General features: G+C 69.5%; 17 protein-coding genes and 1 tRNA gene. 8 read left to right on the top strand and 10 right to left on the bottom strand.

Translation table 11 applies throughout. The features are described from left to right. Positions 1-62: 62 nt before the first annotated feature. The 5 genes from AC5P1B_RS19230 to AC5P1B_RS19210 form a co-directional block, all read right to left on the bottom strand. Positions 63-1,226 (bottom strand): S1 family peptidase, encoded by a 1,164-nt coding sequence (locus AC5P1B_RS19230; protein ID WP_493888523.1) that lies wholly within the window; start codon positions 1,224-1,226, stop codon positions 63-65. Between the two features lie 192 nt (positions 1,227-1,418). Further along, positions 1,419-2,411: a LysR family transcriptional regulator gene (locus AC5P1B_RS19225; protein WP_493888522.1), complete on the bottom strand. Its 993-nt coding sequence runs from the start codon at positions 2,409-2,411 to the stop codon at positions 1,419-1,421. Between the two features lie 259 nt (positions 2,412-2,670). After that, a complete protein-coding gene (locus tag AC5P1B_RS19220; protein WP_493888521.1) occupies positions 2,671-3,504 on the bottom strand; it encodes an aldo/keto reductase in 834 nt (277 codons plus the stop codon). 127 nt (positions 3,505-3,631) lie between these two features. Further along, on the bottom strand, positions 3,632-5,455 hold the full coding sequence (locus tag AC5P1B_RS19215; RefSeq protein WP_493888520.1) for an AMP-dependent synthetase/ligase: 1,824 nt from the start codon (positions 5,453-5,455) through the stop codon (positions 3,632-3,634). Between the two features lie 549 nt (positions 5,456-6,004). Beyond that, positions 6,005-6,901, bottom strand: a complete 897-nt coding sequence (locus AC5P1B_RS19210) for a LysR family transcriptional regulator (RefSeq protein ID WP_493888519.1) — start codon at positions 6,899-6,901, stop codon at positions 6,005-6,007. Positions 6,902-7,070: 169 nt separating this feature from the next. Here AC5P1B_RS19210 and AC5P1B_RS19205 point away from each other — a divergent pair, with 169 nt between their 5' ends. Next, positions 7,071-8,138: a bile acid:sodium symporter family protein gene (locus tag AC5P1B_RS19205; protein ID WP_493888518.1), complete on the top strand. Its 1,068-nt coding sequence runs from the start codon at positions 7,071-7,073 to the stop codon at positions 8,136-8,138. Positions 8,139-8,195: 57 nt separating this feature from the next. On the opposite strand, the gene AC5P1B_RS19200 is transcribed toward AC5P1B_RS19205, so the two are convergent. After that, on the bottom strand, positions 8,196-10,229 hold the full coding sequence (locus tag AC5P1B_RS19200; protein ID WP_493888517.1) for an exo-alpha-sialidase: 2,034 nt from the start codon (positions 10,227-10,229) through the stop codon (positions 8,196-8,198). 147 nt (positions 10,230-10,376) lie between these two features. Then, the gene (locus AC5P1B_RS19195) at positions 10,377-11,318 is read right to left on the bottom strand and encodes a quinone oxidoreductase family protein (RefSeq protein ID WP_493888516.1); all 942 of its coding nucleotides are present in this window, start codon (positions 11,316-11,318) and stop codon (positions 10,377-10,379) included. Between the two features lie 90 nt (positions 11,319-11,408). On the opposite strand from AC5P1B_RS19195, the gene AC5P1B_RS19190 reads away from it, so the two are divergent. Further along, positions 11,409-11,876 carry a MarR family winged helix-turn-helix transcriptional regulator gene (locus tag AC5P1B_RS19190; protein ID WP_493888515.1) on the top strand — a complete coding sequence of 156 codons (468 nt, stop codon included), beginning with the start codon at positions 11,409-11,411 and terminating at the stop codon, positions 11,874-11,876. Between the two features lie 26 nt (positions 11,877-11,902). On the opposite strand, the gene AC5P1B_RS19185 is transcribed toward AC5P1B_RS19190, so the two are convergent. Together AC5P1B_RS19185 and fdhD are read right to left on the bottom strand one after the other, a co-directional pair. Beyond that, complete coding sequence (locus AC5P1B_RS19185; RefSeq protein WP_493888514.1) at positions 11,903-13,303, bottom strand: serine hydrolase domain-containing protein; 1,401 nt, start codon at positions 13,301-13,303, stop codon at positions 11,903-11,905. A gap of 256 nt (positions 13,304-13,559) precedes the next feature. Continuing rightward, on the bottom strand, positions 13,560-14,528 hold the full coding sequence (gene fdhD / locus AC5P1B_RS19180; RefSeq protein WP_493888513.1) for a formate dehydrogenase accessory sulfurtransferase FdhD: 969 nt from the start codon (positions 14,526-14,528) through the stop codon (positions 13,560-13,562). Between the two features lie 288 nt (positions 14,529-14,816). Here fdhD and AC5P1B_RS19175 point away from each other — a divergent pair, with 288 nt between their 5' ends. The 6 genes from AC5P1B_RS19175 (at position 14,817) to AC5P1B_RS19150 (ending at position 20,500) form a co-directional block, all read left to right on the top strand. Continuing rightward, complete coding sequence (locus AC5P1B_RS19175; RefSeq protein ID WP_493888512.1) at positions 14,817-16,364, top strand: aldehyde dehydrogenase family protein; 1,548 nt, start codon at positions 14,817-14,819, stop codon at positions 16,362-16,364. A gap of 450 nt (positions 16,365-16,814) precedes the next feature. Further along, positions 16,815-16,902, top strand: a tRNA-Leu gene (locus tag AC5P1B_RS19170). Positions 16,903-17,290: 388 nt separating this feature from the next. After that, positions 17,291-18,508 (top strand): helix-turn-helix domain-containing protein, encoded by a 1,218-nt coding sequence (locus AC5P1B_RS19165; protein ID WP_493888511.1) that lies wholly within the window; start codon positions 17,291-17,293, stop codon positions 18,506-18,508. A gap of 376 nt (positions 18,509-18,884) precedes the next feature. Next, positions 18,885-19,064, top strand: coding sequence for a DUF7848 domain-containing protein (locus AC5P1B_RS19160; protein WP_493888510.1), 180 nt, complete (start codon positions 18,885-18,887; stop codon positions 19,062-19,064). 742 nt (positions 19,065-19,806) lie between these two features. Then, positions 19,807-19,959 carry a hypothetical protein gene (locus AC5P1B_RS19155; protein WP_493888509.1) on the top strand — a complete coding sequence of 51 codons (153 nt, stop codon included), beginning with the start codon at positions 19,807-19,809 and terminating at the stop codon, positions 19,957-19,959. A 46-nt stretch (positions 19,960-20,005) separates the two neighbouring features. Then, on the top strand, positions 20,006-20,500 hold the full coding sequence (locus AC5P1B_RS19150; RefSeq protein WP_493888508.1) for an NUDIX domain-containing protein: 495 nt from the start codon (positions 20,006-20,008) through the stop codon (positions 20,498-20,500). Between the two features lie 294 nt (positions 20,501-20,794). Here the strand turns inward: AC5P1B_RS19150 and AC5P1B_RS19145 are convergent, their stop codons facing one another. Continuing rightward, entirely contained in the window at positions 20,795-20,986 is a 192-nt protein-coding gene (locus AC5P1B_RS19145) for a hypothetical protein (RefSeq protein WP_493888507.1), read from the bottom strand. Positions 20,987-21,333 lie beyond the last annotated feature (347 nt).

Below are 21,333 nucleotides of genomic sequence, written 5' to 3'. Positions count from 1 at the left end.
GGGGGGTTCAGCGTGCCGGGCTGCCCGGCTGCTGAGGGCGCCGGAGCGCCGCGGTGGTGTGGTCAGCCCGTGGTCAGGGTGAGTCCGTAGGCGGAGAGGATCGGGTTCACCGGCTGGTAGTAGGTCGTACCGCCGCTGCGGCAGTTGCCGGAGCCGCCGGAGGTGACGCCCTGCGCCTGGCTGCCGGAGATGTACGAGCCTCCGGAGTCGCCGGGCTCGGCGCAGACGCTCGTGCGGGTCACACCGGAGATGGTGCCCTGCGGGTAGGTGACGCTGGTGTTGTGCTGCTGGATGGTGCCGCAGTGCCAGCCGGTGGTGGAGCCGGAGCGGCAGACGGACGAGCCGACCGGTGCCTGCTGTGAGCCGGAGACCGTGACGTTGCTGTTGCCGGACTTCACCCAGGGGCGGGGGGTCCACTGGCTGTTGGTGGCGACCCAGGCCATGTCGCTGCCGGGGAAGCGGGACGCCTGGAAGGTGCCCTGCGCGACGCGGTTGTAGCCGGTGGTGGTCGCCCCGGCCCGGCCGCAGTGACCGGCGGTGACGAAGCCGCCCTGGCTGCCCTTGGTGATGGAGAAGCCGATGGAACAGCGTGAGCTGCTGCCGATGTAGTACGCGTCGCCGCCACGGAGGTCATAGAACGTCCGCGGCTTCTCGGCGGACTTGACGACACGTACCAGCGAGCTGTCCGCGCCGCTCGCGGCGATCAGGGCGCGGGCGTCGGCGGTCTTGGCCGCCCGTACGACGACACTGTTGCTCTGGACATCGACGTACCAGACGGGCGCGGCGGTGGAGCCGTCGGAGTGGGCGGCCCGGTCCAGGGCCTTCTTCGCGGCGTTCAGCTCACTCAGGCTGTGCTTGACGACCTGCGCCTTGGCGCCCGCCGCTGCGATGGCCGCGCTGTCACTGGCGTCGGTGGTGGCGACGACGAGCTTCGCGGTCTTGCCTGTGGTCCAGGAGCCGCCGAAGTCGGCGGCGAGGGACTTGCGGAGGGTGGGCTCAAGGGAGCCCGCCTTGAACTCGTTGGCCATCCGCGATGTGGCCTCGGCGGGGGTCAGACCGAGGTCGCGTTCCATGGCCTTGAGCATTCCGGCCGGGATCTTCGGCGCGGCGCTCTCGGTGGGGGGAGTGGATGAGGGGCCGTTGACGGCCGATGCGGGGAGAGCAGTCAGGGAGAAGGCGGTTATCGCGATGGCGCAACCGGCGATCAAGCCACGTCTGCGGGGCATCTCAGGTTCTCCTCATGTCGGGGGTGGCGTCACCGTAATGCGGAGAGCGCTCGTCGCGGACCTGTCAACTGACCCATAACATCGTGGTATGGACCTCTAGGCGCGCCCCGGGTGCCCCGCATGACGCCTCCGGGTACGCCGCTTGCTCCGCGAACACGTCCCGCCGTCGCGCGGGGCCCAGGGCGGCGCGCCTCAGGATGTGGCCGTCGAGGCGCCGACCGCGGTCCCGTAGGCCGCGCCGCACTGCGGGTTCGACGCCAGCCAGGTCGTGTACGGCACGCTGCGGCGCACCGCGTCGGCGTGCGCCGCCCGCGCGTGACCGGCCACGGCGGGCGCGGTGTCGGCGGCGGGCGCCCCGGGGTGCCAGCCGATCAGATGCCGCCAGCTCAGGGGCGTGCCCGCGAGCGGACGTACGACGACGCCGGGTGTCGGCGGGAACGTCGCACGGCACAGGCCCACCGCCCGCCCCACCTGCACCAGATGGACACACGAGGCGGTGTCGGTCTCGAAGACCGAGACCGGGGTGAATCCGGCGCGCGCGCAGGCCGCGGCGAAGCAGTCGGCGAAGCAGCCGTCGCCTGGTACGTCCGTCCAGGACTCCGAGGCGAGAGAGCTGAGCTTCAGCTCCATGTCCCCGGCGAGTGGGTGGTCCTCCACCAGCATCACGAAGACCGGGTCGGTGCCCACGGGCTGCCACGTCAGCTGGTCGTTCGCCGGGGGCGGGCTCTGGCCGCAGGCGCCGACGAGGGCGAAGTCGAGCCGTCCCTCGGTGACCATCGTGCTGAGTTCCTCAACGGACCAGGAGGTGTACGTGCTGACGGGCGCCGAGGGGTGCGCGGTCGCGAGCCGGTCGATCAGCCCGCCGAGCAGCGGGCCATGCGTCCCGCCGATCCGGAAGCGCTGGACCTGCACCCACGCGTTCGCGAACCGTACGGCCTCCTCCTGGAGTTCACGCACGGCGGGCAGCAGCACCCTGGCCCGGTCGAGAACCAGCTCCCCCAGCGGGGTCGGACGGGCGCCCGTCCGGTCCCGGATGAACAGCGGGCCGCCCAGCGCCCGCTCGATCCGCTTGAGCTGGGTGCTGAGCGCGGGCTGGGCGAGGCCCAGCGAGGCGGCGGCCTTGGTGAGCGAGCCGGTATCGGCTATCGCGCGAATCGCTCTGAGGTGCCGCAGCTCAAGCTCCATGTCCGAAAGTTATGGGCACCGTGGCGCGGCAGCAATACACGTGCCTGTCCCTCTCGTACGACCTGGGCCGCCGCGTGTGCCCACTGGCCGCATACCGGTGGAATTCCTCCCCGGGGGCGGTGGCCGGCCCATGCGAACACTCCACTCGGGCCTGCTGCCGCGCACCGCGCTGACGTGTCCGGGTACGGCAGGACCGGCCCGGTCGATGACCGGGCCGGTCCTGTGCGGGCCCGAGCTCGCGCTCAGACCAGGCTCGTGCTCAGACCAGGTCGAAGGTGTCCGGGTCGGGACCCAGCCGCTTGCCTTCATCCAGGGCGGCGATGGCCGCCATGTCGTCGGCGTCCAGCTCGAAGCCGAAGACGTCGATGTTCTCCTGGATACGGGACGCAGTCACGGACTTGGGGATGACCACGTTGCCCAGCTGGATATGCCAGCGGAGAACGACCTGAGCGGGCGTCTTGTCGTGCTTGCGCGCGACGCTGCTGATCGTCTCGTCACCCAGGAGGCCCTTGCCCTGCCCGAGCGGGGACCACGCCTCGGTGGCGATGTCGTGCTCGGCGTGGAAGGCGCGGGCGTCGGACTGCTGGAGCTGCGGGTGCAGCTCGATCTGGTTGAGCACCGGGACGACGGACGTCTCGCTGATCAGCCGCTGAAGATGGGCGGGCTGGAAGTTGGACACGCCGATCGACTTGGCACGGCCGTCGGCGAGGATCTTCTCCAGCGCCTTGTACGTGTCGATGTACGTGTCGCGGGCGGGCAGCGGCCAGTGGATGAGGTAGAGATCCACAAAGTCGAGGCCGAGCTTGCCGAGCGAGGTGTCGAAGGCGCGGAGCGCGGAGTCGTAACCCTGATCCGTGTTCCACAGCTTCGTGGTGATGAACAGTTCGTCGCGCGGGATGCCCGACTCGGCGACCGCTTTGCCCGTGCCCTCTTCGTTGCCGTAGATGGCGGCGGTGTCGATGCTGCGGTATCCGGCCTGGAGGGCCGTGGACACCGCGGCGGTCGCCTCGTCGTCCGCCACCTGCCAGACGCCGAACCCGAGCTGCGGGATCTGCACGCCGTTGTTGAGGGTGATGGAGGGGACCTTGCTCACGAGCAATCGATCCTTACGTTGGAGATGTGGTACTCCAGCCTCAACGATCAGTGCCGTGATCGCATTCCTGGGCAAGCATGCGAATTTCCGACGCGTGCCATCGCGTGCCATCGCGTTTCAGATGTGCTCACGTGTGGTAGAGGGCGTCAACTTCCGTTGCGTACGCCTGTTCGATGGCCTTGCGCTTGAGCTTCAGGGAAGGGGTGAGCAGCCCGTGTTCCTCGTTGAACTGGGCGGCCAGTATCCGGAACGTACGGATGGACTCGGCCTGTGAGACGAGGGTGTTGGCCGCGACCACGGCCCGCCGGATCTCGGTCTCCAGATCCGGGTCACGGACCAGTTCGGACGGCGGCAGCTCGGGCTTCCCGCGCATCTGGAGCCAGTGCTTGACGGCGTCAGGGTCGAGAGTGACCAGGGCGGCGATGAACGGGCGGTCGTTGCCGACGACGATGCACTGGGCCACCAGTGGGTGGGCGCGGACCCTTTCCTCCAGGGCCACGGGGGAGACCGTCTTGCCGCCGGAGGTCACCAGGACCTCCTTCTTGCGGCCGGTGATCGTGAGGTAGCCGTCCTCATCGAGCGCGCCGATGTCGCCGGTGGCGAGCCAGCCGTTCCGCAGCGTGGCGGCCGTGGCCTTCGGGTCGCCGAGATATCCGGAGAAGATCTGGCCGCCGCGCAGCCACACCTCGCCGTCCTCGGCGATGCGCACGGTGGTGCCGGGGATCGGCTGGCCGACGGTGCCGAACCGCGTCTGCTCCGGTGGGTTGGCGGTGGCCGCCGCCGTGGACTCCGTGAGGCCGTACCCCTCGTAGATCGTGACGCCCGCGCCCTGGAAGAACAGGCCGAGCCGCCGCCCCATCGCCGAGCCGCCCGACATGGCGTGCCGGAGGCGGCCGCCCATCGCCTCGCGAATCTTGCTGTAGACGAGCTTCTCGTACAGCTGATGCTGCATGCGCAGTGAGGCGCCGGGGCCGCCACCGGTGCCGAACGCCTTGTGCTCGCTGGCCTCCGCGTGCCGCACGGCGACCTCGACGGCCTTGTCGAAGGGGCCCGCCTTGCCGTCCGCCTCGGCCTTGCGCCGGGCCGAGGCGAAGACCTTCTCGAAGACGTACGGCACGGCCAGGATGAACGTGGGCCGGAACGAGCGCAGGTCGGGCAGGAGCGCGGCGGCGGACAGCTCCGGCTGGTGCCCCAGCTTCACCCGGGCGCGGACGGCGGCGACCTGCACCATGCGGCCGAAGACGTGGGCCAGCGGGAGGAAGAGCAGCGTGCTCGGCTCGTCGCCCGGCCGGGTGTGGAACACCGACTCGTAGCGCGCGACGATGTTGTCGGTCTCCGCCATGAAGTTGGCGTGGGTGATGACGCAGCCCTTGGGACGGCCCGTGGTGCCGGAGGTGTAGATGATCGTGGCGGGGGAGTCCGGCGTCAGGGCGAGCCGGTGCCGGTGCACCACCTCGTCGTCGATGCCCTCCCCGGCCGCCAGCAGCTCGTCCAGGGCTCCCGCGTCAAGCTGCCACAGCCGCGCCAGCCGGGGCAGCCGGTCGATCACCGAGCCGACCGTCATGGCGTGGTCCTCGTGCTCGACCACGCACGCGGAGACCCCCGCGTCGTGCAGCATCCAGAACACCTGGTCGGCGGAGGACGTCGGGTAGAACGGCACCGACTGGGCGCCGATCGACCACAGCGCGAAGTCGATCAGGGTCCACTCGTAGCGCGTACGGCACATGATCGCGACCCGGTCGCCGAACCGCACGCCCTGCGCGAGAAACCCCTTGGCCAGTGCGAGCACCTCGTCCCGGAACTCCGCAGAGGTCACATCCCGCCATCGGCCGTCCAGCTTGCGGGCGAAGGCCACGCGCCCCGGATCGTCGGCGGCATTGTCGAACACGGCGTCCGCCAGTCCTCCGACCTGGGGCGCCGTCGCCAAGGCAGGGACGGTGAACTCGCGCAACGATTGCCTCCTCGGGCTCCACGCAGCGCCGCGACCGTACCCGATCGCAAGCCCGGCCGGGAGGGGGGTTCACCAACCGGAATACTCGGCATCGGCGCTGGTCAATGGGGAAAGACTGGTCCGTTCGCAGAGCCCCGGCCGCCCGATGGGCGCATGGCGCGATCTTTGCGGCCGAATTCTGCACCGAATCTTCCCAGGCGAGGCACCGTGGCTCTACAGTCGCGCGCCGTCGACCGGGCCCGCGTGCCACGCCCGCGCGGCACGCGGCACAAACCCTCCCAACCGTGATGCCGTCCTCGTCGCCCCGGCTCGCGTGATCCGCGCCACGCCCTGGCTTCAGGGGCGGTTATCGGCCGTCCCACGCCCCGTCCCACGCCGTCCCGCCCACCGACCGCGGCCGGTCCGCCGGCGAGCCGTACGGGCGGCCGCCACGGGCGCCGCAGAGAGGCGCGGCCCCGCCTGCCGATACGTCGATACAGGGAGCGGTCGCAGAGTCCGGTTGCGGAGACCGGTTGCCGGGACAGGTTGCAGAGTCCGGTCAGGGACCGGTTACAGGGACCGGTGCAGTCGGTCGCCGCCCGCCAGGATGGCCGCAGCCAACTCCGTCGCGGCCGCATGCGCGGCGTCCTCCGCGGGCACGCCCGCACCCGTCCCCGCGCGCCGCTCACCGCGCAGCAGCGCGAACTCCACCGGGCCCAGGTCCGGCAGGCCCACGCGGTCAGGGACCCGGGCCAGGCCGGGCGGGATCATGCCCTGGGTGTGCGCCATCACGCCGAGCCCCGCCCGTGCCGCCGCCACCAGGCCGTTCAGGCTGCCACTGGTGCAGGCGATCCGCCACGGGCGGCCGTGCTGCTCCAGAACGTCCAGGGCGCGGGCCCTGGTGAGGCCGGGGGGCGGGAAGAGGATCAGCGGCAGCGGCCGGTCCGGGTCCACGCGCAGCCGGTCGCCGCCGATCCACACCAGCTTGTCCCGCCACACCAGCTGACCCCCCGGCCGGTCGGCGGAGCGCTTGGCGAGCGCGAGGTCGAGCCGCCCCGCGTCCAGCAGCTCGTGCAGCGTCCCCGACAGCTCGACGGTCAGCTCCAGGTCCACCTCGGGGTGGTCGCGGCGGAAACCTTCCAGGATCTCCGGGAGCCGGGAGAGGACGAAGTCCTCGGAGGCGCCGAAGCGCAACCGGCCGCGCAGCCTGGTGCCGGCGAACCAGTTCGCCGCCCGCTCGTTCGCCGCGAGGATCGTCCTGGCGAAGCCGAGCATGGCCTCCCCGTCCTCGGTCAGCTCCACGCTGTGCGTATCGCGGGTGAACAGCTGCCGCCCCGCCGCCGCCTCCAGCTTCCGCACCTGCTGGCTGACGGTGGACTGGCGCAGGCCGAGCCGCTGGGCGGCCTGCGTGAAGCTCAGGGTCTGCGCGACCGTACGGAAGGTACGCAACTGCGCCGGATCGAACACACCACGAGCCTACTCCGCTATCGCATCCCGTGATGGCAGTGAGAGCGGTGAACGCCTTTCCCGATGGGCTGGGCGCGCGGCAGGGTGGAAGGCATGCGCAGGGTGGAGTGAGAGCGTCCGTCCGCGCCCCGTCGCGCGCGGCCGAGGAGAGGCACAGGTAAGAGAGATCATGCGTCGGCCCAAGCTCGCGTTCCCGTCCTGGCTGCCCCTGGACGGATACCTCCTGGCGCTCCTCGGGACCGTCCTGCTCGCCGCCCTCCTGCCCGCCACCGGACAGGCGGCGGCCGTCGCCGACGACTCCACGACCGTCGCCGTCGCCGGTCTCTTCTTCCTCTACGGGGCACGGCTGTCCACGCAGGAGGCCCTGCGCGGGCTGCGCCACTGGCGGCTGCATCTCACCGTGCTGGCCTGCACGTTCGTGCTCTTCCCCGCCCTGGGCCTGGCCGCGCGGGGCCTCGTGCCCTACGTGCTGACCCAGCCGCTCTACACCGGCCTGCTCTTCCTGTGCCTGGTGCCCTCGACCATCCAGTCGTCGATCGCCTTCACCTCGATCGCGCGCGGCAACGTCGCCGCCGCCATCTGCGCGGGCTCGTTCTCCAGCCTGATCGGCGTCCTGGTGACGCCCGTACTGGCCGGGCTGCTGCTGGGCGGGAGCGCCGGGTTCTCGGCCGGTTCCCTCCTGTCGATCGTGCTGCACCTGCTCGTACCGTTCCTCGCCGGACAGGTGCTGCGGCGCTGGATCGGCGCCTTCATCACCCGTCACAAGCGGACGCTCGGCTTCGCCGACCGGGGCTCGATCCTCCTCGTCGTGTACACCGCGTTCAGCCAGGGCATGGCGGAAGGCGTCTGGCACCAGGTCACCCCGCTGCGGCTGCTGGCGCTGCTCGGTGTGGAGGCCGTCCTGCTCGCGACCATGCTCAGCGTCACCTCGTACGGCTCACGCAAGCTCGGCTTCCCGCGCGCCGACCGCATCACGATCGTCTTCGCCGGATCGAAGAAGAGCCTGGCGGCCGGGCTGCCCATGGCGAGCGTGCTGTTCGGCGCCGAGGCGAGTCTGGCGGTACTGCCGCTGATGCTCTTCCACCAGATGCAGCTGATGGTCTGCGCGGTACTCGCCAAGCGGTACGCGGCACAGGCGCCACCACAGGAACAGGAACAGCCACCGGAAAAGCGACAGGGAAAGCCACCGGAAGAGCCACAGGAACAGGAACAGGCCGCAGGACGGGCTTCCCGCTAGCCGCACCCCCGGCCCGTGCGGCCAAGAGCTGAGCCCCGGGCCGCACGGAGGCGCGCCCTACTTCGGCGGGCGCACCCGGTCGAGCGGCAGCCACAGCACCGCGCCCTCACGGGCGACGGACCGCGCCGACGACGTGCCCAGCCGCCGCACCTCGGCGTCCGGCAGCGCGCGGCCGACGACAAGCACCTCATCCAGCGCGCCCGCCAGATGCGACCTGCTGTCCACCTTCTGGCCGACATGCACACCGAACACGGAGCCGCGGCTGACCGCGCCGGGCTGAGCCTTCGCGCTGACCGGGGTGCCGTCCACGAAGAGGGTGAGCTCGCCGCCGCCACGCCGCAGCGCCAGATGGTGCCAGTGCCCGTCGTTGTACGCCTGCGTGGTGCGCACCGTCGTGGTGACGGGCGGGGCGGCACCGGCGACCGTGAGGGTCGATGCCGTGATCCGGTTGCTTCCCGGCTCTCCCCGCACCGCCACCTGCGGGGACTTGTTGCCCACCCCGCCCATCCAGAGGAAGGGCTGTTCGCCGGAGGTGGCGGCGTACCGGAACCACAGGCTCACGGTGAAGTCCCTGTCGCCCAGCGGCAGCGACTCGCGGAACGGCAGCCGCACCGCGTCGTCCGCACCGTCGAACTCCACCGCCCCGCCGAACCGCCCCTTGCCCGTACGGGCCCCGCCGAGCACCGCCGCGGGGCGGGCGTGCCGTGCCCCGTCCGCCGTCGTCGGGTCGGGGCCCCGGCGAGAGCCGAGCCAGGACTCGGTGAACCGGGCGAAGCGGATCTCATCGCGGGCGTCGGCCGCCCCGCCCTCGTAGAGCAGGCCGACCGTGCCGTCGGAGACGCGGACCATGTCCGAGTAGCCGGACCAGTCGGTCGTGACGACCTTCCCCCGGTCGACGCTCTCCCAGCTGCGCCCCTCGTCGTAGGAGGAGCGGATCATCATCGTCCGCCGCCGGTCCGGGTCGGCGGGCGCGGACATGAGCATCCGCCCCGGGTGGTGCCCCTGGCGGCCGCGCAGCTTCACGATGGCGCCCTGCACCATGGGGGTGTAGAGGCTGGGCAGTGCCCGGAAGGGCCTGCTGAAGCTGTCGCCGCCATCCTCGCTGACCGTGTGGTCGCGGTGCCCGAGGTCTGTGCCGTCCTGTTCGCGGCCGTTGACGTAGATGGTGCCGTCGTCGTGTTCCACCAGGGTCATCTCGGACGGTTTCTGACGGAACGTTCCGTTCGCCGCGAGTGGCCAGCTGTCCACCGCGCCGACTTTCCAGCTGTCGCCGCCGTCGTCGCTGTGGACCAGGGCCGCGTGGTTCTCGGTGATCCGGCCGCCCTTGTAGCTCTCCGCGTTGACGCCGAAGACCAGCTGCCCGGCATCCTTGCCATGGCGGAGCTGAACGCCGTGCACGGGTCCCGTGGCATACCAGGCGTTCCACTCGGGGTCGCGGATGTCACCGGTCAGATCGCGGGGAGTGGACCAGGTCGCGCCGTCGTCGTCGCTGTGTTGCAGATGCGGCCTGCGGTCACAGGGGACCTCGCAGTTCCCGGCGTCGTCCCGGCCCTTGTTGTACGTGGTGGCCAGCACGATCCGGCCCGTGTTCCGGTCGACGATCGGCGCCGGGTTGCCGTGGGTGTCACCGTTGCCCTCGTCGATCACCTGGAGCGGGCTCCAGGTGCGCCCGCCGTCGAAGGAGCGCTTGAGGACGAGGTCTATGTCCCCGGCGTCCCCGCAGGTGTCCACCCGGCCCTCAGCGAAGGCCAGCAGCGTCTTGTCCTTCGTCTCGACGATCGCCGGAATGCGGAAGCAGGCGTACCCACCGTCCTGGGAAGCCTTGAAGAGCACCTGCTGTTCGAAGTCCGCGCGGGCCGCGGCCCCGGACGCTGAGTCATCCGGGGCCGCGGCCCACACGGGGGCCGGAAGGAGGCTGAGCGCCACGGCGGCCACCAACGCCGGAAGGCGGAGCCGCCCGAAGGCCCGCGAGCCCCGCCGGCCCCACGCGTCACGCGAGCCGGGTGCCGCGGGTGTGCCGGGTGGTGTACGTAAGGAGTAGGGGTGAGGTCTGCCGCGTCTTGCGGGATCTGACTGAAGCTCTGACGCCATATTCGGACCTGCCCTTCGAAGGCATCTGGACATCAAGACATCCCACGTCCCATGTGCGCTGCGCAGAAGTTACTTGCCTCGTGCCCGTCCCCACAAGAACCGCGCGTGCCTGCGCTTCACCCGCTCAGTGACCCGTGCTTCACCCGCTCAGGGGACCAGGACGACCTTTCCGAGACCCGTGCGGGATTCGACGATCCGGTGGGCCTGCGCTGCCTGGGCCAACGGGAGTTCGGCATGCACGGGGACGCGCAGCCGACCGGCGTCGAGCAGGGCCCACAGCGAGCGGTGGCGCTCGGCCAGCAGCGCGGGCCGGGTGGTGGCGAGCCGGGCCATCGACATCCCGGTCACCGTCTTCGAACCGGCCAGCAGGTCGAAGGCCGGGACAGTGCCACCGCCTGAGCTGAAGGCGACCAGCCTGCCGAAGGGCGCGAGCGCCGCCACAGCGCGCGGCAGCAGGTCGCCGCCGACACCGTCCAGCACGAAGTCCACGGGCTCGCCCCAGCTCTCACGGTCGTACGTCACCACCTCGTCGACACCGAGACCGAGCAGGAATTCCGCCTTGCTCGGTGAGCTGGCGGCGGCGACGACCCGGGAGGCCCCGCGCAGCCTGGCCAGCTGGACGGCGAGCTGCCCGACTCCGCTGGCGGCGGCCGTGACCAGCGCCGACTCTCCCTCGGTGGGGCGCGCGGCGTGCAGTGCGGCGAGCGCGACCTGGCCGCTACGGGCCAGGGCGACGGCGGTGGCGGCGTCGGCTCCCGGCGGTATCGGCGCGGCCGTGAAGGCGGGGGCGGTGACCAGTTCGGCGTACGAGCCGGTGAACGAGATGGCGGTGACGCGCTCGCCCACCGCGACGCCGGTGACGTCCGGCCCGGTCGCCACGACCTCCCCGGCGACCTCGCCGCCGACCGTGGCGGGCAGCGGGACCCCGCCTCCGCCGGGCTCGCCACGTGTCTTCCGTACCGCGGGAAGGCTGACACCGATCGCCTGCGTACGGATGAGAAGTTCGCAGGGGCCGGGCACGGGCGGCTCCGCTTCCTCCACGCGCAGAACCTCGGGGCCGCCGTACTCATGAAACCGGACTCTGCGCATGGGGCCTCCCGTAGGCGATATTCATTGGGGGGTCCAACGGTACACGCCTTTCGTTGGTCGCCCCAATGGATATCGGGATAGCATCGGGGCATGGCCGACACCCCCTTCGCCCCCTCCCGTATCCGTGCCCTCCCCAGCTGGCTGCTCGGCCGCGCCGCCGCCCGCGGGCACCGGCTCGTCGGCGAGGCACTGGCCCGCGAGGGGATGCGGATGATGCACCACGCCGTGCTCTCCGCCGTCGCCGAACTCGGCCCGGTCTCGCAGGCGGAGCTGGGCCGCTGTGTCCGTATCGACCCCAAGGACATGGTCGCCGTCCTCAACGACCTGCAAGGCGACGGACTTGTCACGCGCAGCCCCGATCCAGCCGACCGCAGGAAGAACGCCATCACCGTCTCCGCGGAGGGTGAGCGACGCCTGCGGCGTACGGAGAAGCTGGGCGACGAGGCGAACGACGAACTGACCGCCCCACTGACCGATGCCGAACGCCGACAGCTCGTCGCCCTGCTCACCCGCCTGGTCGAGGCGGGAGAACAGGGCGAGCGAGGCGAGCGGGGGTAGCGCGGCCTGGTCAGGCGGCGAGCCGATCAGATGGTGGGTCGTACGGGGCGGGCGACGGCAGTGACGGTGGCGTGGCTGGTGCCGGTGCTGGTGCTGGTGGCGCCGCTGCCGGTACTGCTGGTGCTCTCAGCGCTGCCGGTGCGGTGGGCGCTGTCGCTGTCGTTGCTGCTGTCGCTGTCGCTGTCGCCGCCGGTGTCGCACAGCGCGCGGTCGATGAGCGCCTTGACCGCGGCGTCGGTGCGATCCTGCTTCTCGCCGTCGACGGTGTCGAAGCTGTTCACCGAGACGGTCACGGCGCGCCGCCCGTCAGTGGTGATGCCGTTCTCGCTGGCGTAGCCGAGGGCATTGCCACCGTGATGCCAGTAGGAGCCACCGCAGCTGAGCGGGGTGGTCTCCAGCCCCAGGCCGTAGCCGCGCCCCGGCTCGTCCGGTATCGGATGTGTCTTCTGCATCTCGGTCAGTTGGGCCGGGCGGAGCAGACGGCCGTTGATCAGTGCGGTGAAGAACGTGTTGATGTCGCGGGGCGTACTGACCACCGCGCCCGACGCGTCCGCGACGGTGGCGTTCATCAGGGTGGTGTCGAGCTGACGGCCGGGTCCCTGCCCGTCCTCGGCGGGGTAGGTGTGATAGCCGTGTGCGTACGGCCCCCGCAGACGGGGGTCGTCGCCGGGCAACCAGGTGCCCTTCAGCCGCAGCGGGCGGATGACCCGCTCGCGCACCTCGCCCTCCCAGGAGTTCCCCGTGACCTTGTCGATGATCATCCCGAGGAGTACGTAATTGGTGTTGGAGTAACGCCAGTTGGTGCCGGGCTCGAAGTTCGGCGGATGCCGCAGCGCCCCACTGACCAGCTCGCCCGAGGTCACATGCCGGTACCGGTTCTCGTAGTAGCCGCGCGCGGAGTGCCCGGCGGGGAAGCTTTCCGGATAGCTCGTGTAGTTGGCGAGACCGCTGGTGTGCCGCATCAGCTGCCGGACCGTGACGCGGCGGCCGTCGTTCCCGTCGCCGCGGACGACACCGGGCAGCCACTTCTCGACACTGTCCGACAAGGACAGCTCGCCCTCGCCCACGAGCTGCAACGCGACGGCGGCGACGAAGGTCTTCGTCGTGCTGCCCGCCCGGTAGCGGGCGTCGGTGGGTACGGGTCCGCCGGTGCCGAGTCGGGCCTCACCGCTACTGGCGGCCGTGATCCCCACCGGGGTGGAGAGCGTCGCGGTGACACCGACCGCCCCCGTGCGGTGGACGGCGGCGACGTCGCGCTCCAGTGCCGAGCGCCGACGGTCAGGGCCCGGGTCGGTGTGCGCGGCCGAGGCGGGAGCCGCGGCGGCCAGCGCGGCGACGGCGGCACCGCACACGAGGGCGGCGACACCGGCCCGCGCGGCACGCCTCGTACGGCGCTGCGCCGGGGAGACGGATGGCGCTGAGGGCATGACAGGGACCTCCTGGGCGTGGGATCTCCTGGAGCGGGGCGAGGACGAGGGCCAGGGTGGCGATCGGTGCATGACCGCCACTGTGCGGGCCGGACCGGCCGCGAAGCGATCGGGCAGGCACCCCGTTCGCGCGTAGGGCTGGCCCGTACAGGACTGCTGGGGCCTGCCCACCCCTAGAGATGAGGGCAACCCGAACAGCGCGCACCCGCACCCGCCGACGGCAATGCGTTGACGTGCCGAGTGCACCTGCCCCTGCTCAGAGGTCGAGGACGATCCTGTGCTCTCCCGCGTACACGTTCATGTCCTGCCCCCGCAGGAAGCCCACGAGCGTCAGCCCTGTCTCGGCGGCCAGGTCCACGGCGAGGGAGGACGGCGCGGAGACGGCGGCGAGCACCGGGATGCCCGCCATCACGGCCTTCTGCGCCAACTCGAACGAGGCACGCCCGGAGACGAGCAGCACGCTCGTCGTCAGGGGCAGCCGCCCCTGTTGCAGCGCCCGGCCGACGAGCTTGTCCACGGCGTTGTGACGGCCCACGTCCTCCCGTACGTCCAGGAGTTCGCCGTCCGCCGTGAAGAGCGCCGCCGCGTGCAGGCCCCCCGTACGGTCGAACACACGCTGCGCCGCACGCAACCGGTCGGGCAGTGCGGAGAGCGTGGCGGGGGAGACCATGACCGGGGAAGCGGGATCACCGACCGGCCACCGGGCGATCGTCCGTACGGCGTCCAGACTGGCCTTGCCGCACAACCCGCAGGAGGACGTGGTGTAGACGTTGCGTTCCAGCGTGATGTCGGGGATGGGGACGCCTGCCGCGAGCCGCACATCGACCACGTTGTACGTGTTGTACACGGTGGACGTGTTGGACGTGGTGGATGCCAGGGCACCCACGGCCAGGTGCGCGGCGCCGTCGCCACCCCATGAGGTGGGGGCAGGACCACCCGCGCTCCTTCCGGCGGCCGCCGTGGCATCGTCGTCGACGGGTTCGGTGGTCGCGCCCGCGCAGTAGACAATGTTGGCCAGCTCGTCCGCGCGCCCCAGCACGCCCTCGCTCACCAGGAAACCGGCGGCCAGCGCGAAGTCGTCGCCGGGCGTGCGCATGGTGATCGCCAGCGGCGTGCCGTTCAGCCTGATCTCCAGCGGCTCCTCGGCGACGAGCGTGTCAGGTCGGGCGGTGACCGCGCCGCCCCTGATCCGCAGAGTCCGTCGCCGCTCGGTGACCCGTCCCATGTCGTCGCGATCCGTCCCCGGCCGTCTCGAAGTGGCTGGCCAGCCCCTGACCACCGCATTGTCCCGCACCGTGGCGCGGGGCCCGCACACCGTCGGCCGCACCACCGTTCACTCGTCCCCTCTTTCCGGGTTTCCCGGTTTCCGGCCGCGGGTGTCCGTTCACAGTGCGCCAGTGCGTGATGTGAGCCATAACGCGGGCGATCTCATACCACCGTCCACGCCTTGGGCACTACCGTCCAGCACAGCGCCACCTCCCGCCCGCAGTGCACACGAGAGCGGATAACTTTGATGGCAGCACCCACCCTCATCCTCAAACCGCGAACGGCCTGGACCGACGCCTGGCAGCGCTGTCTGACCGTGGCTCCCGAGGCGTTCCTCGACGACCGTGTCCGCAACCTCTGGGGCGGCGCATGGCAGGCCGACGGCCGTGTCCTCGCCGCGACCACCCCCGTGGACGGGACCCCCATAGCGGGCCCGCCGCGACTCGACGCCCCCACCGCGGCCAACGCGGTCCGGGCCTCCCTCGACCAGCATCGCGAGTGGCGGCACACACCGCTGCCCGAGCGCCGGGCGCGCGTCACCGCCGCCCTGGACTCCCTCACCGAACACCGCGAACTCCTCGCCCTCCTCCTCGTCTGGGAGATCGGCAAGCCCTGGCGGCTCGCCCAGGCCGACGTGGACCGGGCGATCGACGGCGTGCGCTGGTACGTCGAGGAGATCGACCGCATGCTCCAGTGCCGGACACCCCTCCCGGGGCCGGTCAGCAACATCGCCAGCTGGAACTACCCGATGAGCGTGCTCGTCCACGCCATGCTCGTCCAGGCCCTCGCCGGAAACGCCGTCATCGCCAAGACCCCGACCGACGGTGGCGTCGCCTGCCTCACCCTCGCCACGGCGCTCGCCACCCGCGCGGGGCTGCCCATCACCCTCGTCAGCGGCAGCGGCGGGGAACTCTCCGGGGCACTGGTCCGCGCGCCCGAGATCGGCTGTGTGTCCTTCGTCGGTGGCCGCGACACCGGCGCGCGCGTGGCGACGGCCGTCGCCGACCTCGGCAAACGGCACATCCTCGAACAGGAGGGCCTCAACACCTGGGGCGTCTGGAACTACACCGACTGGCCCGCGCTGGCCACCCAGATCCGTAAGACCTTCGACTACGGGAAGCAGCGCTGCACGGCCTACCCGAGGTTCGTCGTCCAGCGCTCGTCCTTCGACGCCTTCCTCGCGGCCTACCTTCCCGCCGTACGGTCGCTGCGCCTGGGCCACCCGCTGGCCGTGGCCGCCCCCGACGACGACCTGCCCGAGCTGGACTTCGGCCCGCTGATCAACGCGGCCAAGGCCAAGGAACTCGGCGACCAGGTCACCGAGGCCGTCGAACGCGGTGCCGTCCCGCTGCACCGGGGCAACATCGCCGACGGGCACTTCCTCCCAGGCCAGGACACCTCGGCCTACCTGCCACCGGTCACCCTCCTGAACCCGCCGCCGTCCTCACCACTGCACCACGCCGAACCGTTCGGGCCGGTCGACACCATCGTCCTGGTGGACACCGAGGCGGAACTGCTCGCGGCCATGAACGCCAGCAACGGCGCGCTGGTCGCCACGCTGTCCTGCGACGACGAGCAGACCTTCGAACGGCTCGCCCCGCAGGTCAGGGCCTTCAAGGTGGGCCAGGGCAAGCCACGTTCGCGCGGCGACAGGGACGAGCTGTTCGGCGGCTTCGGCGCCTCCTGGCGAGGCGCCTTCGTCGGCGGCGAGCTGCTGGTACGCGCCGTCACCGAGGGCCCCGCCGACGAGCGCCTCCCGGGCAACTTCCCCGACTACCACCTGATGCCCGACTGACCCACCCGCCCCGACGGCGATCACCCCCCACGGGCCGCACACACGCCACACGCCACGCCGCCCACCGTCCCCGCCCGCCCCGAACCGCAGTGACTACTCACTGCCAGGAACTGACTACGTACCGACTAGGACTACGTACCGACTAGGACTACGTACTGACTACGTACTGACTACGTACTGATCGTCCGGAGACCGCACGCGTCCCCGGCCGGCTGGGGCCCGACCCCGACCGGCCGGGGAAGCGGCGCTCGCTGGGCGGTCACGGGTACGGGGGAGGGGTGTGCGGTCCCGTATGGGCGGCGATCGCGCGTTCACCGGTTCGGCCCATCCGACGGCTCCCGCCCCAGCCCCGGGACGGCAGCCTCGCAGTGGTGGATACGCAGGTGAAACGCACTGCGAAACCTTGGTATCGTTATCCATGTCGCCGCGGGAAGCCGCGGAGCACACCTTGTCCGGGTGGCGGAATGGCAGACGCGCTAGCTTGAGGTGCTAGTGCCCTTTATCGGGCGTGGGGGTTCAAGTCCCCCCTCGGACACCAGCTCATTACCTTTCTGACCTGCACTGATGTGCCTACAGGGCCGCGCTGCGGGTTCGCAGTGTTGATCTCAGTCACCTGCTGTTTTTGCCCGCTCTCGGGCGCTGCTGGTCACGCGGCCAACGAGCCTCGGGGCAGATTCGCGGGTGCTCCGCGGCCCCTCCGGAGGATCGTGCAGCCGCAGAGCGGGAGCGAGCGCCCCGGCGCTTTCGCAAGAGCGGCGGAACGTGCTGCGGTCTGCTGTTCAATGGCGCGCCGCAAGAGCACTGACGCGGTAGCCGCCGCACATCGGCCCGCCCCCGCCAGGTACGGGAGCGGGCCATTGGCGTCTCGTGTGCTGCTGCGAGCCTGTCGGAGCGTACCGTTGGCACGAGGCGTCTCAACTCTCCTGATGGGCAGGGCCATGGCGGCATCACTTGGGGATCGACTCGTTGAACTGCGTCTGCGTAGCGGCCTGACACAAGAACAACTCGCTGAGAGGGCGGACCTCAGCGTTGACACGGTCCGGAAGCTAGAGCAGAACCAGCGAATGACGGCTCGGATGAGCACACTTGGCAAGCTCGCGCGGACGCTAGACGTGGAGACTTCCGTACTCTTAGGAGCGCCCAGGGTGTTGGAGCCTAGCAACGGGGAAGAGTCGCCGAGCCTCCTTGCCTTGCGCCAGGCGGTGACCCCTCTCTCGGACTTTCCCGGAGTCGGCGAACCTGAAGACCTTCCTGTCCCCATAATCGCCCAGCTACGTGACAGCATCCGAAGCACCGAGCGCATCCGCCGCCAGGGCGAGTTGACGAAGATCACCGCCCTTCTACCGACTCTCCTGGCCGATGCCCGCGCTGCCGTACGTGAGTACACCGGCGATGACCGAGCGGCGGCCTACGCCGTGCTGGCTGAGGCGTACCAGGTAGCGGCCACCACACTCACCGCATTCGGCAAGGAAGATGCCGCTTACACGGCTATAGAACGCTCCATGGCTGCGGCTCAAAAGTCCGATGATCCTCGCTTGGAGATCGTCGGGGTTTCCTCACTCTCGTGGATCTTCTCTAAGCAGGGTCGCGTATCGGACGCTGAAACCGTCGCAGTACGCATGGCCGAACGCATCGAGCCTGGTTTCCGTTCAGCACCTATCGACTTGTCGCTGTGGGGCATTCTTCTACTCCGCGGCGCCAGTGCCGCGGTTCGAGCCGAACGAATCGACACAGCGGAAGATCTTCTCTCTCTAGCCACTGCGGCAGCCTCGCGCATTGGCGTAGATCGGCTTGACTATGCAACACCTTTCGGACCTACGAACGCCGGGGTAGCGGCTGTAAACGCCTATCTGGACATGGGCAAGCCAGACAAAGCGCTGAAGCATGCTGAGAGGATCACCAATGTGAGGAGCCTCCCCCCCACGTGGCTCGCTCGGCACTACCTTGACCGCGCTCTTGCCAATGCGGAGATGAACCGCGACGCCGAAGCGACATTGGCCTTGCTGACGGCGGAGCGCACGGCACCAGAGTGGATGCGATACCACTCGGCATCCCGTCACCTGGTGGCAGAGCTTCGGGAGCGCCAACGGCGGCGCAGTTCTGCTATCGCGCAGTTGGCTGCTCGCTTGGAGATCGATGCTTGAGTAGGACGCCATGTCCTACCTGACTTGCGTACTCGCACGTCCTGTCCCTGGGTGAAGGCCGTCTACGGCCGCACGCTAGTCACCAGATCGCCAAAGATCTGGAGGCACTGGGTATGGCGAACGCAGGAGACTGCTCCGATGCTGGGCACGTCTTGGCTGGCTTGGGACGCATCACGAGAATGTTCAGCCAGTCCATCCATCACAGGCCCCCGCCCTTGCCCGGGGACGCGTTGAAGTGGCCCCCGTGCGCGTGCGGCAACCCGGACCTGTGCCGGGAGGCTCACGGTAAGCCCCCGCAGCCGCTCACCCCGCATGGCATTCGCGGGGGCACATTGTGAGTGTCCTCGCGGGCCTCGCACTCCGCCAAGGCCGGCCGATGGCCCAGCAGTTTGAAGCCACGTGTACGGCCTGCCGTGCCTCGTTCGGCATCCGTGATGACGAGGAAGCCGTACAGGACTGGTGCCAGGGGCACGCGAACCGCAACCCGGGCCACGGCCAGTTCAGAGTCACGGTCACCGGTTACACGTCCGTCCCATTTGGCCGGACGGGCGCCTGACAGAGGGCGAGCTGCGGCAGCTCCCCAGATGAAAAAGCGAGTAATGAAACCCCACGAACCGCACCGGAAGCCTGACACGTACTGCGGGCTCTGCGTGGGCCACAAAGCGATCTGGTGTCCCTCCTGCGGCGGTCTCTCAGGCTGCTCGGTCTGTGAGCAAAAAAGGAGAGTCCCCTGCCCTGAGTGCTCGGGCGGGAACGTCGAACCCCTTCAATGGTGAAAGGGCAAGAAGTGATCATACTCAAGATGGTATTCGGAGTTGGCGTGCTGCTCGGGTGCATTTTGATTCCCTAGGCCGGAGCCACTGGTCGAATCTAAACCTCGCCCCAACGACCTTGCATAAAAAGAGAGTTGTGTTTCTCAAGGTTCTGGCGTCGTCGGACTGGCCTGGAATTGGGCAGCAGTTTTCCACACTCATGCTGGCCTGCCGCAGGCTGATGCGGCGAAAGCCGACATGTTTGTGTGTGACGGTGAAGACTACGGGATACCGGCACACCTGCGTCAACTGCAAAACATCCTGGATCGGGTAGCGGTATACACCCTGATGGGAAAGTCGCAGTCCTGTGGGCCGCTGTAGCGGTACTCGCCTTCGCGGTCGCTATCTGGCTGACATCATGAGGATTCCGCTAGGAGTGCGCTACGTGCCGGCCTTTGATGGTCCAGGCGGCGGGCTAGAGCCCCGCCCTGGCTCTCAAGCACAGGAGAGTAGACGTCAGGAGTCTCAAAACAACGTGAGGAAAGCATGGGAAAGAAGAAGGACACCGTAAGCGCAGCCAAAGCGGAGATAAAGCGTGAGACCGGGAAGCGGGAGTCCGGCCCGAAGGACACGCAACAAGCCCTGGCAGACAGGCATGTTCGGCACAACACCCCGGAACGGCTGTACGACAACAAGTAATCCGTGTCTCGGCGAGAAGCCCGAGAACCTAGCAGGAGGTAAACGAATGGCTCACGAAGACATCGATCCACTCAACCCGCCCGCGCGGCGGCTCGGTGCCATGGTGCTGCTCCTGGACGAGGACGGCCGCGTACTACTGGTCCATCCGACTTACCGCGACCACTGGCAACTTCCGGGCGGCGGTGTCCATGAGGGCGAAAGCATCGCGGATGCCGCAACGCGGGAGCTGAAGGAGGAGACGGGGCTCATCCGCGAGTTCACATCGTTCGTGGCTGTGGACCAGATGCGGGCGCGGCCGGACGCGGCGGAGGGTCTGACGTTCATCTGTTCGAGTGACCGCGTAAGCGGCGACGAAGCCCCGTCCGTAGCTGTGCCACCTGAGGCCGCCGGGGAACTGTCTGAGTGCCGATGGGTTCCCCTCAACGAGTTGGACGTGTACACGGTGCCGTACTGGGAGCGGCGCATCCGCGAAGCACATGACGCCATCACTCAGGGCCAGTACCTGCCTCTCCTCAGCGATGGCGAACGCGTCGGCGCTTAGCGCCTCATACTCCGCCCCTCGCTCTGATCGAACAACCCCTACGCCACGTCCGGGGCGAGGGGCGGGCCTCCTGTCAGTTCGGCTCATCTCACCTCACTGGTACTGAAAGGCGGCTTGGCTGTGCTCGGCTTATCTGATCCCCGTGTACTTCCCTCCTGTGTCCTGGGCTATTACCAGGCGAATAGCTGCCAGTTGATCACTAATGGGCACGGATCAACTGTTTGGAAGATAGCCACCCCAACGGGGCAGCTAATGGGAAAAGTTGGCTACCCTGCCGAACGCAAATACTCAGCGTTAGCCCCAGGACGTGACGGGGCTGTCGCGGTGCAGGCCGACGACGGCAGCGCAGTCCGGCACGGATACGGGCTTGAAGGCACCTGGTTCGTCAGGCCATGGCACGAGGGCTTGGGCCTGTGGGATATGTGGGAGCCCTGCCGTCAGCAGTGCCAGGCCCCCGACCTGGCCGAGGCGGCTGCCTGCGCTCAAGCGCTGGCCCACCTTCACACCCGAGGATGGGTCCACGGGAATGTGGCGCCCTCGCACCTCGTCATCGGCCCCGCGGGAGCCCACCTGATTGACCTTTCCCTTGCGCAAGGCCGCCCCGTCCCCTCACATGCGGACTTCCCCTACCCTGGGGCCAGCACGCCCTTTTATGAGGCCCCCGAGATTTCCCTCAGTGTGCTCAGCCGACAGATCCCCGTACCCACGCCTGAGAGCGATGTGTATGCCCTTGGCGCCTCTCTCCTCATGGCGGCTACCGGGCAGCGGGCCGTGGCGTATGAGGAGGGGGCTGAAGAGGTCTCGCAGCGTGAGGCGAACGTCTACGGCGATTT

It is taken from the genome of Streptomyces sp. A01, assembly GCF_059026195.1.
Note: the sequence above shows the minus strand (reverse complement) of the source record. Positions and strands in the feature narration are given on the sequence as shown.

Excerpts from the sequence above, each read along its gene's own strand:
- AC5P1B_RS19190 (WP_493888515.1), top strand. The coding sequence starts at position 11,409 with ATGGCCGACACCCCCTTCGCCCCCTCCCGTATCCGTGCCCTCCCCAGC.
- AC5P1B_RS19185 (WP_493888514.1), bottom strand. The coding sequence starts at position 13,303 with ATGCCCTCAGCGCCATCCGTCTCCCCGGCGCAGCGCCGTACGAGGCGT.
- AC5P1B_RS19200 (WP_493888517.1), bottom strand. The coding sequence starts at position 10,229 with ATGGCGTCAGAGCTTCAGTCAGATCCCGCAAGACGCGGCAGACCTCAC.
- AC5P1B_RS19205 (WP_493888518.1), top strand. The coding sequence starts at position 7,071 with ATGCGTCGGCCCAAGCTCGCGTTCCCGTCCTGGCTGCCCCTGGACGGA.
- AC5P1B_RS19195 (WP_493888516.1), bottom strand. The coding sequence starts at position 11,318 with ATGCGCAGAGTCCGGTTTCATGAGTACGGCGGCCCCGAGGTTCTGCGC.
- AC5P1B_RS19165 (WP_493888511.1), top strand. The coding sequence starts at position 17,291 with ATGGGCAGGGCCATGGCGGCATCACTTGGGGATCGACTCGTTGAACTG.
- AC5P1B_RS19230 (WP_493888523.1), bottom strand. The coding sequence starts at position 1,226 with ATGCCCCGCAGACGTGGCTTGATCGCCGGTTGCGCCATCGCGATAACC.
- AC5P1B_RS19175 (WP_493888512.1), top strand. The coding sequence starts at position 14,817 with ATGGCAGCACCCACCCTCATCCTCAAACCGCGAACGGCCTGGACCGAC.
- fdhD (WP_493888513.1), bottom strand. The coding sequence starts at position 14,528 with ATGGGACGGGTCACCGAGCGGCGACGGACTCTGCGGATCAGGGGCGGC.
- AC5P1B_RS19160 (WP_493888510.1), top strand. The coding sequence starts at position 18,885 with ATGGCCCAGCAGTTTGAAGCCACGTGTACGGCCTGCCGTGCCTCGTTC.
- AC5P1B_RS19150 (WP_493888508.1), top strand. The coding sequence starts at position 20,006 with ATGGCTCACGAAGACATCGATCCACTCAACCCGCCCGCGCGGCGGCTC.
- AC5P1B_RS19225 (WP_493888522.1), bottom strand. The coding sequence starts at position 2,411 with ATGGAGCTTGAGCTGCGGCACCTCAGAGCGATTCGCGCGATAGCCGAT.
- AC5P1B_RS19155 (WP_493888509.1), top strand. The coding sequence starts at position 19,807 with ATGGGAAAGAAGAAGGACACCGTAAGCGCAGCCAAAGCGGAGATAAAG.